13 protein-coding genes are annotated in these 14131 nt (G+C 70.9%); 10 read left to right on the forward strand and 3 right to left on the reverse strand.

Translation table 11 applies throughout. From position 1 onward, the window contains the following. Positions 1 to 15 precede the first annotated feature (15 nt). The 3 genes from AC07O4_RS19445 to AC07O4_RS19455 all read left to right on the forward strand — a co-directional run bounded on the left by AC07O4_RS19445 (position 16) and on the right by AC07O4_RS19455 (position 2774). Positions 16 to 864, forward strand: a complete 849-nt coding sequence (locus AC07O4_RS19445; protein WP_495305388.1) for an acid phosphatase — start codon at positions 16 to 18, stop codon at positions 862 to 864. Positions 865 to 982: 118 nt separating this feature from the next. Beyond that, positions 983 to 1666 carry a hypothetical protein gene (locus AC07O4_RS19450; RefSeq protein WP_369644166.1) on the forward strand — a complete coding sequence of 228 codons (684 nt, stop codon included), beginning with the start codon at positions 983 to 985 and terminating at the stop codon, positions 1664 to 1666. A gap of 85 nt (positions 1667 to 1751) precedes the next feature. Next, positions 1752 to 2774, forward strand: coding sequence for a Bug family tripartite tricarboxylate transporter substrate binding protein (locus AC07O4_RS19455; protein WP_062470813.1), 1023 nt, complete (start codon positions 1752 to 1754; stop codon positions 2772 to 2774). A gap of 21 nt (positions 2775 to 2795) precedes the next feature. Here AC07O4_RS19455 and AC07O4_RS19460 read toward each other — a convergent pair whose 3' ends face one another. Next, positions 2796 to 3671: a LysR family transcriptional regulator gene (locus AC07O4_RS19460; protein WP_370869953.1), complete on the reverse strand. Its 876-nt coding sequence runs from the start codon at positions 3669 to 3671 to the stop codon at positions 2796 to 2798. A gap of 217 nt (positions 3672 to 3888) precedes the next feature. On the opposite strand from AC07O4_RS19460, the gene AC07O4_RS19465 reads away from it, so the two are divergent. Both AC07O4_RS19465 and AC07O4_RS19470 read left to right on the forward strand, forming a co-directional pair. Beyond that, entirely contained in the window at positions 3889 to 4905 is a 1017-nt protein-coding gene (locus AC07O4_RS19465) for a Bug family tripartite tricarboxylate transporter substrate binding protein (RefSeq protein WP_495305389.1), read from the forward strand. Between the two features lie 21 nt (positions 4906 to 4926). Then, on the forward strand, positions 4927 to 6468 hold the full coding sequence (locus AC07O4_RS19470; RefSeq protein ID WP_495305390.1) for an amidase: 1542 nt from the start codon (positions 4927 to 4929) through the stop codon (positions 6466 to 6468). Between the two features lie 13 nt (positions 6469 to 6481). Here AC07O4_RS19470 and AC07O4_RS19475 read toward each other — a convergent pair whose 3' ends face one another. Beyond that, a complete protein-coding gene (locus AC07O4_RS19475) occupies positions 6482 to 7828 on the reverse strand; it encodes an aminotransferase-like domain-containing protein (RefSeq protein WP_495305391.1) in 1347 nt (448 codons plus the stop codon). A gap of 123 nt (positions 7829 to 7951) precedes the next feature. On the opposite strand from AC07O4_RS19475, the gene AC07O4_RS19480 reads away from it, so the two are divergent. The 3 genes from AC07O4_RS19480 to AC07O4_RS19490 all read left to right on the forward strand — a co-directional run bounded on the left by AC07O4_RS19480 (position 7952) and on the right by AC07O4_RS19490 (position 10385). Next, a complete protein-coding gene (locus AC07O4_RS19480) occupies positions 7952 to 8581 on the forward strand; it encodes a LysE family translocator (protein ID WP_495305392.1) in 630 nt (209 codons plus the stop codon). Between the two features lie 31 nt (positions 8582 to 8612). Further along, positions 8613 to 9461: a PhzF family phenazine biosynthesis protein gene (locus tag AC07O4_RS19485; RefSeq protein ID WP_495305393.1), complete on the forward strand. Its 849-nt coding sequence runs from the start codon at positions 8613 to 8615 to the stop codon at positions 9459 to 9461. A gap of 291 nt (positions 9462 to 9752) precedes the next feature. After that, the gene (locus AC07O4_RS19490; protein ID WP_062470962.1) at positions 9753 to 10385 is read left to right on the forward strand and encodes a TetR family transcriptional regulator C-terminal domain-containing protein; all 633 of its coding nucleotides are present in this window, start codon (positions 9753 to 9755) and stop codon (positions 10383 to 10385) included. An 18-nt stretch (positions 10386 to 10403) separates the two neighbouring features. Here the strand turns inward: AC07O4_RS19490 and AC07O4_RS19495 are convergent, their stop codons facing one another. Continuing rightward, entirely contained in the window at positions 10404 to 11342 is a 939-nt protein-coding gene (locus AC07O4_RS19495; RefSeq protein ID WP_492741315.1) for a LysR family transcriptional regulator, read from the reverse strand. A gap of 111 nt (positions 11343 to 11453) precedes the next feature. On the opposite strand from AC07O4_RS19495, the gene AC07O4_RS19500 reads away from it, so the two are divergent. Both AC07O4_RS19500 and AC07O4_RS19505 read left to right on the forward strand, forming a co-directional pair. After that, positions 11454 to 12671, forward strand: coding sequence for an MFS transporter (locus AC07O4_RS19500; protein ID WP_495305394.1), 1218 nt, complete (start codon positions 11454 to 11456; stop codon positions 12669 to 12671). A 178-nt stretch (positions 12672 to 12849) separates the two neighbouring features. Beyond that, on the forward strand, positions 12850 to 14118 hold the full coding sequence (locus tag AC07O4_RS19505) for an amidohydrolase family protein (protein WP_495305395.1): 1269 nt from the start codon (positions 12850 to 12852) through the stop codon (positions 14116 to 14118). Positions 14119 to 14131: the final 13 nt, after the last annotated feature.

The following is a 14131-nucleotide window of genomic DNA, read 5'->3' on the forward strand; positions in this document are numbered from 1 at the left end:
CGAGAAGAGGTACCCATGGCTTTGAAACACCTGTCGCCGCTGCTCATCGCGGCCCTGCTCGCGGGCGGATGCGCCACGCCGCCCGCGCCGACCACCTCGGCGGCCGACGTCGGCGAAACACGCCCGGGGTCGGGCTATCTCAAGGGCTACCTGGCCTCGGCCGAGATGCCCGACAGCCTGGCGCTGCTGCCGCCGCCGCCCGAGGCCAACTCGGCCGCGCTGGCGGCCGACGTCGCCGCGTTCCGCAGCCTCACCGCGCTGCAGGGTTCGCCGCGCGGCGCGCTCGCGGTGCGCGATGCCAACCTGCGCTTTCCGGAGGCGGCCTCCACCTTCTCCTGCGCGCTGGGCGTGCGCATCTCCGAGCAGCAGACGCCGCACCTGAACATGCTGCTGCGGCGCACGCTGGCCGATGCCGGCGGCGCCACCTACAAGGCCAAGGAGAAGTACCAGCGCACGCGGCCCTTCGTGGCACTGAAGGCCGCCAGCTGCACGCCGAAGGAAGAAGCGCACCTGGCCAAGGACGGCTCCTACCCCTCCGGGCACTCGGCGCTGGGCTGGGCCTGGGCGCTGGTGCTGACGGAGCTCGCGCCGGAGCGCACGGACGCGCTGCTGCAGCGCGGCCGCGCCTTCGCGCAAAGCCGCGGCATCTGCGGCGTGCACTGGCGCAGCGACATCGAAGCAGGACGCCTGATCGGCGCGGCCACCGTGGGCCGGCTGCACGCCAACCCGGTGTTCACGGCGCAGATGAGCGCGGCGAAGAACGAGATCGCGCAGGCACGCAGCCGGCCGGACAGCGCTCCGCCCGCGGCCGACTGCGCGGCCGAGGCGAACGCGATCGCGGGCTCCGCGGCGCTGACGCCCTGAGCACGCGCCCCCTCGACCACCTCGCCCACGGCCAGCGTGTCTGCGGGTTGTCGAGGGGAACGCGGCGTGTGCGAAGCGGGTAGCCTCGCCAACTCCAACCACTCCAAGGAGACCTCGCATGCGCCATCGTTCCGTTCTGTCATGGGGTGCCGCGGCCTCGGCGGTCGCGCTCCTCGCTGCATGCGGCGCCATGTCTTCGGGCAAGGACGCCAACCCGATGAGCTTCTTCATCACGAGTGCCAACCCTGGCAAGGGCGGCGACCTCGGCGGCCTGGCCGGCGCGGACCGCCAGTGCCAGGCGCTGGCCGCCAGCGCCGGTGCGGGCGGCAAGACCTGGCGTGCCTACCTGAGCGCCGCCGAAGCGGGCGGCCAGCCGGCCGTCAACGCACGCGACCGCATCGGCGCCGGGCCGTGGCGCAATGCCAAGGGCGTGGTCGTGGCCACCAGCGTGGCCGACCTGCACAGCGCGAACGCCAAGCTCGGCAAGGACACCTCGCTGACCGAAAAGGGCGAGGTGGTCTCGGGCTTCGGTGACCCGGTCAACCGGCACGACATCCTCACCGGCTCGCGCCCCGACGGCACGCTCGCACCGGCCGCCGCCGGCAAGGACACCACCTGCGGCAACTGGACGCGCAGCGTCGACGGCTCGGCCATCGTCGGCCACCACGACAAGAAGGGCACCAACCCCGACCCGGTCGCCAACGCCTCGTGGAACGCCTCGCACGGCACGCGGGGCTGCAGCGTCGACCAGCTCAAGCAAAGCGGCAGTGCCGGCCTGATGTACTGCTTCGCCGTGAACTGAGCCCGCAGGGCAGCGCCCCGGCCCGTGTGTCGATCCACGGGCGGGCGCGCTGCGATTTGCCACAGACGACCCTTCGGAGGACTTCATGATCCAAGCCACCCAGCCCCTTCGTGCAGCGCCGCGGCGCCTGCTTCTTTGCCTGGGTGCCGCGGCACTCGGCCTGGGCGCCTTCGGGGCAAGCCCCGCGTGGGCACAGACGGCCTGGCCCAGCAAATCGGTCACGCTGCTGATCGGCTTCCCGCCCGGCGGGCAGACCGACTTCGCCGGCCGCGTGTTGACGAACGGCATGCAGGGCGCGCTCGGCCAGCCCGTGGTCATCGACAACAAGGCCGGCGTGAACGGCAACATCGCGTCCGTTGAACTGATGAAGGCGCCGCCGGACGGCCACAAGCTGCTGGTGGGCAACGGCTCGATGACGATCATGCCGCACGTGTACACCAAGCTCGGCATCGTCGACCCGCAAAAGATGACCCCCATCGGCATCATGCTGCAGTCGCCGCTGGTCCTGGTGGTGCCCGCCACCTCGCCGATCAAGACCTACGCGCAGTTCGCCGAAGAGGTGAAGTCGCGTGCCAAGAGCGGCAAGGGCATCGACTACGGAACGGGGGGCGCAGGCTCGCTGATTCACGTCACCATGGAACTGCTGCGCGAGCGCCTGGGCAACCCGGCGATGAACCATGTGCCCTACAAGGGCAGCAGCCCGGCCATGGTCGACCTGATGGCCGGCCGCCTCGACGCCATGTTCGACGCCACCTCCGTCGTCGCGCCGTTCGTGAAGTCGGGTCAGCTGCGGCCCCTGCTGGTGACCAGCGACAAGCGTTCGCCGATGCTGCCGAATGTGCCCACCGCCGCGGAAAGCGGCATCAAGGACTTCAGCATCATCTCCTTCATCGGCCTGTACGGGCCGCCCGGGTTGAGCCCCGAGGTCGTGAAGAAGGCCAACAGCGCCATGAACGCGGCCCTGAAGGAGCCGACCGTCGTCAAGAGCATCGTCGATCGCGGGGACGAGCCCGGCGGCGGCTCGCCCGAGCAGCTCGGCGCGATGACCCGCGACCAGTACAAGATGTGGGGCGCCGTCGTGAAAGCGAACAACATCACGGCCGACTGAGCTTCGGCCCCGCGCCGCGCATCAAGCGCTGAGCACTTCGCGCAGGTGCTCGACGAACGCGCGCGCCGCATCGGGCAGGCGCCGCCCCGCCATGCTCTGCACCTCGAAATGCCGCTCGTTCATCTCGCGGTCGCGCAAGGCACGCGCCACGATCGTGCCGTTCTCGAGCTGCTGGCGCAGCGCGAGCTCGCCGCAGAAGGTCACGGCCTGGCCGTGCGCCGCGTAGTGCACCAGCGGGTAGAGGTGATCGCTGGTCAATGCCGCCTCGAGCGGCAGGCGCTGGCGGGCGCAGCTGATGTTGAGCAGCTGGCGCAGCGTCGACGTGGGCGCCGGCAGCGCGAGCGGGTAATGGACCACCTGCGCCAGCGACACCTGCCGCCGCTCGGCCAGCGGATGCGAAGGCGCCATGACCGCGCACACGGGCGAGGGGTGCCGGATCTCGACGTCCAGGCCGTGCTCCGAGCCCAGGCTCACCGTCACGCCGAGGTCGACCAGGCCTTCGCGCACGCGGCGCGCCACTTCGCGCTGCACGCACATGTCGAGCGAGAAGCGGATGCCGGGACAGCGCGCCTGGAACGCCGCCACCAGGGCCGGCAGGAACTCGTAGGCAAAGCCCTCGGTCGCGGCCACGCGCACCTCGCCCTTGCGCAGGCCGCGCAGCGCGAGGATGTCGTCCGTCACGCGCTCGATGTCGAGCCAGGCCCGGCGCGCGTGCGCCGCCAGCAGCTCGCCGGCTGAATTGAGCGCCATGCCGCGGGCGCGGCGCTCGAACAGGAGGGTGTCGAGCTCGCGCTCGATGCGGCCGATCTGGCGGCTCACGGCCGACGGCGCCACGTTCAGCCGCACGGCCGCCTCGGTGACCGAGCCGACGCGCGCCACCTCCAGGAAGTAGCGCATCGACTCCTCCTGGAGCACGCGCTGGTTGATCGGGCGTTCGGTGCGCGCCCCGGTGCGGGCGGAGGCGGGAGGCTTGGAAGTGGGAGATTTCATCGACGTGGTCTGCGTTGCGACAGCAGCAACGCAACCTTCCAATCATTGTGCTTGCTACACCGCAGGGCGTGCCCCAGCATTTCCCCTCCCCCTCTTCTCTTCGCTCTACGGAAGGACCCTGTCAATGAACGCTCCCCGTTCGCAAGCGCCGCAGCGGCGCTGGTGCTGTGCCGTCCTCGCGGGCCTGGCCGCCTGCCTCGGCACGGCCCTGCCCGCGATGGCACAGGCGCAGGCTCAATTGGCCTACCCGACGCGCCCCGTCACGCTGGTGGTGCCGTACCCGCCCGGCGGCAGCGCGGACACGGTGGGGCGCCTGGTCGGCCAGCGCCTGTCGGAGGAACTGGGGCAGCCGGTGCTCATCGACAACCGCCCCGGTGCCGGCACGGCGGTCGGCGCCGCGTTCGTGGCCAAGGCATCGCCCGACGGCTACACCCTGCTGCTCGGCTCGGGCTCGACCCTCACGATGAACCCGGCCATCCGCCCGAACCTGCCCTACGACGCCCTGGGCAGCTTCGAGCCGGTCGCGATCGTCGCGCGCATTCCGCTGATCCTGCTGGCCAACAAGAACGTGCCCATCGGCAACGTCAAGGAGTTCGCCAGCGCGGTGCGCGCGGCGCCCGACAAGTACTCGTACGCATCCTTCGGCACGGGCACCTCCTCGCACTTCACCGGCGAGATCATCCTGCAGGCGGTGGGCGCGAAGATCATGCACGTGCCCTACCGGGGCAGCGCACCGGCCATGACGGACCTGATCGGCGGCCAGGTGCCGTTCTCGGTGGACACCGTCACCGCCGCCATTCCGCAGCTCAAGGGCGGCAAGGTCAAGGCGATCGCCGTGACCACCCGTCAGCGCTCCTCGCAGCTGCCGCAGGTTCCGACCTTCGCCGAGGCGGGCTACCCCGAGGTCGATGCCGACACCTGGATCATGGTCGTCGCGCCGAAGGGCACCCCCGCGCCGGTGCGCGAGCGGCTGGAGAAGACACTCGCCAAGATCGTCGCCACGCCCCAGGCCCAGGCGGCCCTGCAGGCCCAGGGCGCGGAGCCGGCCTTCGCCGGCGCCGCCGCCTCGCTCGCGCAGATCGAACGCGAACTGCCGCTCATGCGCGCCGTCGCCCGGCGCGCCAACATCCAGGCCGACTGAGTGCGGCACATTCCGAAAGCCATGACCCAAACTTCTTCCTCCTCCGATCTCGTCGAACTCTCCGCCGTGGAACTGCGTCGGCTGATCGGCACCCGCGCCCTTTCGCCGGTCGAACTGCTCGAAGCCTGCATCGCGCGCATCGAACAGCTCAACCCCTTCGTCAACGCCGTGACCGCCACCTGCTACGAGCGCGCCCGCGCCGAAGCCCGCGCCGCGGAGCGGGCCGTGAAGAGCGGCGAGCCGCTGGGCCTGCTGCACGGCCTGCCGCTGGGCGTGAAGGACCTCGAGCCGACGGCGGGACTGCTGTCCACCATGGGAACCCCCGCCCTGCGCAACCATGTGCCGTCGAACGACATCGAGCTGGTGCGCCGCTTGCGTGCCGCCGGGGCGATCGTGGTGGGCAAGACCAACGTGCCCGAGATGGGCGCCGGCGCCAACAGCCGCAATCCGGTCTGGGGGGCCACGGGCAATCCCTTCGACCCCAACCTCAACGCCGGCGGTTCGTCGGGCGGTTCGGCCGCGGCGCTGGCGTTGGACATGCTGCCGGTGTGCACCGGCTCCGACACCGGCGGCTCGCTGCGCATCCCGGCCGCCAAGTGCGGCGTGGTGGGCCTGCGGCCGTCGCCGGGCATCGTGCCCAGCGTGCGCAAGAGCCTGGGCTGGTCGCCGATCTCGGTGGTCGGTCCGATGGGGCGCGATGTGGCCGACGCCTGCCTCCAGCTCGCGGCCACGGCGGGCCCGCATCCGGGCGATCCCCTGAGCTATCCGCTGGATGCGTCGGCCTTTGCGCGGCCGACGCCGCTGGACCTGTCGCGCCTGCGCGTGGCCTGGACCACCGACTTCGGCCTGTGCGATGTCGACCCGTCGATCCGCCGGACGATGCACGACCGCATGGCCGCCATGCGCGGACTCTTTGCGGCCTGCGACGAGGTGCACTTCGACCTGGGCGAAGTGCACCGCTGCTTCGACGTGCTGCGCGCGGAGGCCTTCGTCGCCGGCATGCGCGAGGCCTACGAACGCGCCCCCGAGAGCCTGGGCCCGAACCCGCGCAGCAACTACGAGATGGGCGCGCGCATGAGCCTGCCGGACGCGGCCTGGGCGCAGACGGAACAGACGCGCATCCTCCAGCGCTTCCAGAAGGTGTTCGAGAACTACGACCTCGTGCTCTCGCCCACGACACCGGTGTCGCCCTTTGCCTGGACGCAGTCGCATGCGCTGCAGATCGACGGCCGCCCGCAGGAGAACTACTACCGCTGGCTCGCACTGACCTACGTCGTGACGCTGACCACCCACCCTGCAATCAGCCTGCCGTGCGGCACCGACGAGCGCGGCATGCCCTTCGGCCTGCAGGTGGTGGGGCGCTTTCGCGGCGACCTCGCGCTGCTGTCGGCCGCGCAGGCGATGGAACAGGCCTTCGCGCCCGACCCGCGGCTGCGCCGGCCGCGGCCCGATCTCGCACGCCTTCGCAAGGCCGAGCCCGCCCTCGACTCGATCGTGACCGCGCCGCCCGACGACCGGCACGCCAGCGCGCCCACCGACGGCGCCCCGGCACCGGTGGTCTGAGGTCCGCGCCGCGTCAGGCGCTTCGCTTCAGCAAGGTGGCCAGAAGCGCCAGGGCCCCGGTCAGCTCGTCGAAGCCGGGGCCGCCCAGGCAGATTCGCAGGCCGCTCGCCTTGTCCTTCGGGTTCGCCATCAGGGTCTGCGGCGGGGTGAGCTTCACGCCGGCTTGCGCCGCCGCGGCCACGACGCCTTCGGCAACATCGCGCCGCATCGGCAGCCAGACGTTGTAGGCATCGGGATGCCAGACCAGTTCGCGGGCACCGAGCAGCGAGACGGCCAGCCTGGAACGCCGCCGGGCCTCGTGGCGCAGATCGCGCTGGACCGAGGCGACCACGCCGGTGGCCAGCCATTCATCGACCACTGCGCAGGAGAACGCCGACGGCGCCATGGGCACGTCCTGCAGCAGCTCCTGCGCCGGGCCGCACAGGTCGGTCGGCAGTGCCAGCACGCCGACCTGCAATCCCGGGCCGAGCGACTTGGAGAGCCCGTTCACGTGCAACGCGATGTCGGGTGCCAATGTGGCCAGCTGGGGCAAGCCGTCGGAGGCCGCCGCATACACGCCGTCTTCGATGATCCAGGCGCCCGCGCGGCGGCACACCGCCACGATGGCCCGCCGTCGCTTCGCGCTCATCGTGGCCGTCGTCGGGTTGTGCAGCGTCGGGGTGAGATAGACCGCCGTGCCTCCGGCGGGCGCCACGCCGTCGAGCGCCTGTGCGAGCGCCTGCGGCACCATCCCTTCCGCGTCCATCTCGACGCCCTGGATGCGACACCCCTTGCGCCGGGCCAGCGCGAGGGCGCCGGGATAGGTGATCCGTTCGGTCAGCAGCACGCCTTGCCGCCCGCACACCAGATCGAAGGCCAGCGACAGCGCCTGGCGTGCGCTGCTGGTCAGCACCAGCTGCGACGGATCGACGGCCAGGCCGATCGTTTCGAGCCAGCGAGCGAGAACGCGGCGATGTTCCAGGTGCCCACCGGGTGGCGCGTACAGGTTGAAGTGATCCGCGTCGATCTTGCGCGCGATGCCCGTCAGCGTGCGCGCCAGCACGCGCGCACCGAGCGCAGCCGGCGGCGCATTCGACGACAGATCGATCTGCCGGTCGCCGTGCGCCTGGTGGATCGCCACGAAGGTTCCCCGGCCCTTGACGCTGCGCGTGAGGCCCCTGCGCTCCAGGATGGCATAGGCCTTCGTCACGGTGCCCAGGCCGATCTGCAGCGTCTTCGCCAGGTCCCGATGGGCAGGCAGGCGATCGCCGCCCGCGAGCCGCCCCTCGACGATGTCGTCGGCCAGGGCCAGCACCACCCGCTCGGTGGCATTCGTGCCGTTGCTTGCCAGACGGGGCGTCCAGGAGGATCGAAGGAGCACGTGCGCGGCCTTGCAAATAAAAGTGTCACGTGACACTTTTTGAATATTTCAATAGTGTAACTTTCACTCCTCGGCCTCCGGAAGGCAGGCCGCCGAAGACACCCTTGGTTTTGGAGCACCCGCATGGCCGTCAGCCAGATCGCACTCGTCTACGGGACGTACCTCATCGCCACCGCCAGTCCGGGGCCGAGCAACATGGCCATCATGGGCACCGCGATGCGTGACGGCCGCCGCCCTGCGCTCGCGCTTGCGGCCGGCGTTGTCACGGGCTCGCTCTTCTGGGCGATCCTGGCGGCGACCGGTGTTTCCGCGGTCCTGACCGCGTATGCGCGGGCGCTTGTCGTGCTCAAGATCGCCGGCGGCCTCTACCTGCTGTACCTGGCTTTTCGCGCGGGCCGGTCCGCCATGCGACCCGGCACCGACGCGGTGAAGAACAGCGCGGAACGCGGCGCATTGCGCTACCGCACCCTCTACCGCCAGGGCGTGCTCATGCACATCGGCAACCCGAAGGCGATCATGTCGTGGATCGCGATCATCTCGCTCGGCGTGCGCCAGGACGCACCCGCCGGCGGGTTGCCGGCCATCGTAGGCGGTTGCGTGTGCCTCGGCATCATGGTGTTCGGCGGCTACGCGATCGTCTTCTCCACCGCCTCGATGATTGCGCTGTATGCGCGGCTGCGGCGCTGGATCGAAGGCGTGCTCTCGGCGGTGTTCGCGGCCGCGGGGCTCAAGCTGCTGGTCTCGCAGAATTGAATCCAATGAATCCCGGCGAAAGACCGAACGCATGAGCATCACCGTCCACATGGTCGACGTCTTCGGCGCCGGCCCGCTCTCGGGCAATCCGCTGGCGGTCGTCACCGGCGCCGACGCCCTCGCCACGCACGACATGCAGCAGCTGACGCGCTGGTTCAACCTCTCGGAAACCGCGTTTGTCTTCGCACCCACGCACCCGGAGGCGGACTACCGCGTGAGGATCTTCACCCTGGACCGGGAGATGCCCTTTGCAGGCCACCCCACGCTCGGCAGCTGCCACGCCTGGCTGTCAGGCCCGGGCGCGCCCCGGCAACAAGCCACGGTGATCACGCAGGAGTGCGGCGCAGGGCTGGTCCAGATTCGGCGCGACCAGGGACGGCTCGCGTTCGCCGCGCCGCCGCTGATCCGCTCGGGCGCGCCGACCCCGGTCGAACTCGACGATGCACGGCGGCTGCTGGGCATCGAAGCCGACGACATCGAGGACGCGGCCTGGATCGACAACGGCCCCGGCTGGCTGGGAATCCGGCTGGCGTCGGCCGAGAAGGTGCTGTCTCTGGAGCCGGCCCGACGCTGGCCCACCCGCATCGACGTCGGCGTGGTCGGCCCTCATGCCGAGGGCGGCGATGCAGCCTTCGAAGTGCGCGCCTTCTTCACCGACCATCTGGGCGCCATCGTCGAAGACCCCGTCACGGGCAGCCTCAATGCCTCGCTCGCGCAGTGGCTCTTCGCCACGGGCGTGGCACAAGACGACTATGTCGCCGCGCAGGGCACACGCCTGGGCCGGCAGGGCCGCATCCACCTGACCCGCGACGACGCCGGCCAGGTCTGGGTCGGCGGCGACACGCGCACGCACGTCAAGGGCGAACTGGACGGCCTCTGATCCGTTCACGCAAGGCCTGCACAGACTTCACTCTGACTTCACCTGCGTTGCGCACACTACGTTTCGACAGCGGTTCGGCGCTGGTAGAGGCAAGGGGAAGAAAAAAATAGCTCAGGGAAACGCCTCGATGCCGACCGCTGTCACCTTTCATCGCCCATCGAGAAAGGTGCAGGCGCACTCATTGCAAGAAAGGGCCACGGGCCAAGGATTACCATCGGCCGGGCGCACGCCGCGCCTCCCACGCCCATGACCGTCGCCACCGCCCCCGTGCCCCCCGCCATCGCCCAAGAAATGCCCGCACCCGACGGCCCGCTGTCGCGCGCGAGGCCGGGGCGTGAACGCATCATGGCGGCCATCCGCACGGCGGCGGTGACCGAGTTCAGCCTGCACGGCCTGAAGGGCACCTCCACCCAGGCCATCGCCGCGCGCGCCGGCCTCACCAAGCCCCAGCTGCACTACTACATCGCCGGCAAGGAAGAGCTCTACGAAGAGCTGCTGATGCAGGTGCTGCATGCCTGGAAGGTGGTGTTCTCGTTCGAGGACGCCAGCGACCCGGCCACGGTGCTGGGCGACTACATCCGCAAGAAGCTCGACCATGCGTTCGACAACCCCGAGATCTCGCGCATCTTCACGCGCGAGGTGCTCGACGGCGGACGCAACCTCGACCGCTACTGGCCCAACGCGCAGGCGTGGACGCAGAAGAAGGTCGACATCATCAACGGCTGGATCGCGCGCGGGCAGATGCGCCCGCTCGATGCGCGCCTGCTGCTGATGCACATCTGGGCCATGACCCAGAGCTACGCCGACTACGCGATCCAGACGCGCGTGATGCTCGGCCTGCCGCCCGAGGCGCCGATCGACCGCGAACCGATCGCGCGCGAACTGGTGGCGTTCGTCCTGGGCGGCTGCGGCATCAAGGCCTGAGTTCCGCACCGCCCTCGCTCAGCCCACGCGCGCCTCCCAGACCTGGCCCGTCGGGTCGGCCAATGCAAGCCGCATCATCTCGATGAAGCGGCGCAAGCGCGCCGGCTGGAAGCGCGTGTGCGGGTAGGTCAGGTAGACGGGCAGCGGCGCCACATGCCATTGCGGCACGAGCTGCACCAGCCGTCCGGCGGCGATGTCCTCGTTCAGAAGCCAGGCCGAACCCAGGCAGGCGCCCAGTCCCATGCGCGCCGCGCTTTGCAGCGCATAGAGGCTGTCGGTGCTCATGCGTGGACGGATCGGCACGCGCGCGATCTCGCCGGTCGGCCGGTGCGTGAGCAGCACCTCGTTGCGATAGAAGGTGCGCAGCGCAAGCCACGGCAGCTCGGCCAGTTCCGCCGCGTGCGCGGGCGGTGAGCGGCCCTCCAGCAGCGAGGGCGCGGCGACCACCACGCGCGGGACCTCCGAGACCTTGACCGCCACGGCCATCGCGTCGGTCATCTCGCCGACCTGGATCGCGCAGTCGACGCCTTCGGCGATGAAGTCGGGCCGGCGGTCGTTCAGCAGCCATTCGACGGACACGCGCGGATAGGCGCGCAGGTACTCGGCCAGCGGACCGACCAGCAGCAGCTGGCCCAGCGCATGCGGCGCGACCACGCGCAGCGTGCCCTCGGGCTCGTCGCCCACGCCGCGCAGATCGGCTTCGAAGGCGTGCCAGTCGGCGATCAGCTCCCGGGCCCGCTCGTAGCAGCGCTCGCCGTCTTCCGTGAGCTTCATGGCGTGCGTGGAGCGACGCAGCAGCCGCACGCCCAGCGAGCGCTCCAGCGCCTGCAGGCGACGGCTCACGGTGGGCTGGGTCGCGCCCATCTGGAGCGCGGCGGCCGACAGGCTGCCGGCCTCGACGATGTGAAGAAAGGTCTGCATCAGCTCGATGCGGTCGACAGCAGGGGACGTGGACATGGCCTTATTTATGCGTTTGGCGTATGGGCATTGTGCGATCCACGGGACTACCAAGCCAAGCCCCCAGCGGGCACATTCCAACCCTTGCTTCGATAATCGAGGGTTAACACCATGTCTTCCATTCAAACCACGCATGCACCGGCCTCCGCGCCGGGGCACGGCCTGCCGGCCTCGCTGATCCTGCTGCTGGCCGCCGGCGCGGGCCTGTCGGTGGCCTCGCTCTACTACGCCCAGCCGATGCTCGGGGTACTGGGCGCCGACATCGGCGCCTCCACCCGTGCGGTGGGCTTCATTCCCACGCTCACGCAGCTGGGCTATGCGCTGGGCATCCTGCTGCTGGCGCCGCTGGGCGACCGCTTCGACCGGCGCCGCATCGTGCTGATCAAGGCAGGGGCGCTGTGCGCCGCGCTGCTGGTGGCCGGCGCGGCACCGTCGATCGGCGTGCTGCTCGCGGCCAGCCTCGCGATCGGGCTGGCGGCCACGATGGCCCAGGACCTCGTGCCCGCCGCCGCCACGCTGGCGCCCGACGCCACGCGCGGCAAGACGGTCGGCACGGTGATGACGGGGCTGCTGCTGGGCATCCTGCTGTCGCGCGTGGTGAGCGGCTTCGTGGCCGAGCACTTCGGCTGGCGCGCGATGTTCATCGCGGCCGCGGCCAGCATCGCGCTCATCGGCGCCGCGGCCTGGCGCGGGCTGCCGCGCTTTCGGCCGACCACGCACCTGGCCTACGGCGCCCTGCTCGGCTCGTTGGGCACGCTGTGGTCGCGCCACGGCACGCTGCGCCGCGCGGCGCTGGCCCAGGCGCTGCTGGCCGTGGGATTCAGCGCCTTCTGGTCGACGCTGGCCGTGATGCTGCACGGCGCGCCCTTCCACCTGGGCAGCGCGGCGGCAGGCGCCTTCGGCCTGGCCGGCGCGGCGGGCGCGCTGGCGGCACCGCTGGCCGGGCGGCTGGCCGACCGGCGCGGACCGGAGCTGGTGACGCGCCTGGGCGCGGGGCTGGCGCTGGTGTCGTTCGCGGCCATGGGGCTGGCACCGCTGATGGCGCCGCATGCGCAGCTGTGGCTGCTGGCGTTGGCCGCGATCGGCTTCGACCTGGGCATGCAGGCGGCGCTCATCGCCCACCAGACGATCGTCTACGGCATCGAGCCCGGTGCGCGCAGCCGGCTCAACGCCGTGCTGTTCACCAGCATGTTCATCGGCATGGCGACCGGCTCGGCGCTGGGCGCGCTGGTGCTCGCCGCGTGGGGCTGGGCCGGCGTGACGGCGCTGGCGACCGCCACGGCCACCGCCGCGCTGGCGGTGCGGCTCTGGCCGCGCCAGGCAACGTAGTCGCATCAGTCGCGGGCAGACGCCCGCCTCCCCAGTCCGGTGCACCCGGACTGGCACGTCGCTTGCATAACCTGACCAGTTGCTCTGATTGATTGGTCAAATTCATGCACGTCCGCGTTGCCTGCCGTCTGTCGATGGAAACCAGCGCCCCCGCAGGCCCGGCGGAGGCGCGTTTCGCATGACCGCGCCCGCGCTGCTGGACAACGCACGGCTGCCGCGCTGGCTGCTGCCCGCCGACTGGCCGCAGCGCCACGGTGTGCCCGAACTCGCACGCATCGGCATCGAAGCCGGCCGCGTCCGCTCGGTGCAGCCCGCGAGGGACATCACGCCGGGCGCCGGCTGGGACCTCGCCGGCACGCTCGCCCTCCCCGCCTTCGTCGACGCGCACACGCACCTGGACAAGGCATTCACGCTGGCGCGCATGCAAAAGGTGCAGCCCGGCCTGCTCGGCGCGATCGACGCGATGCTGGCCGACCGCGTGCACTGGACGCCCGCCGACGTGCGCGAACGTGCATCGCGCGGCCTGCAATGGGCCTGGGCATGCGGCACCGCCCATGTGCGCACGCACGTCGACTGGTGGGAGCCCGACGCGCTGCCCACGGCCTGGCCCGTCATGGCCGAGCTGGCGCAGGAATGGGCCGGCCGGGTGCGGCTGGAGCAGGTCGCCCTCATCAAGCTGCCCCTGTTCGAAGACGCGTCGCAGGCACTGCGCCTGGCGCGGCAGGTGAAGGCCACCGGACCGCACGCGCTGCTCGGCGGCTTCGTGCACTCCACCAACTGGAGCGAGAACGCGCTGCGCAACCTGCTGCTGGCGGCGCAGGCCTGCGAGCTCGACATCGACCTGCACGTGGACGAGGAACTCGACGCCTCGGCCGTGGGCCTGCAGACCACCGCGCGCCTGCTGCGCGAGATCGGCTACGAAGGCCGCGTGGTCTGCGGCCACCTCTGCGCGCTGGCGGCCCAGCCCGAGGCGCAGGCCTTCGCCACGCTGGACGCCGTGGCGCGCGCGCCCATCACCGTGGTGTCGCTGCCCGCCACCAACCTGCTGCTGCAGGACGCCGTCACCGGGCGCACGCCGCGCCAGCGCGGCATCACGCTGGTCAAGGAAGCGCATGCGCGCGGCATTCCGCTGCTGTTCGCGAGCGACAACGTGCAGGACCCGTTCTGCCGCCTCGGCAGCTTCGATCCGGTCGAGGCACTGGGCACGGCCGCGCTGGTGGCACAGCTCGACGACCCCTTCGACACCTGGTCGCAGGCGCTGTGCCGCAGCGACTGGCTGGAACGCACGCCCGCCACGACGGCGCCCACGCTGGTCGGCGCGAAAGCCGACCTGGTGCTGTTCACGCAGGCCGACCGCCACGGCTGGCCCTCGCGCAGCGCCACCCGCGTGGTGCTGCGCGACGGCCGCGTGACGCACGGCGATGCATCGCCTTTCTTCCCTGAATAAAGAACACGCAAGG

The organism is Variovorax sp. GW821-FHT09D04 (genome assembly GCF_059416405.1).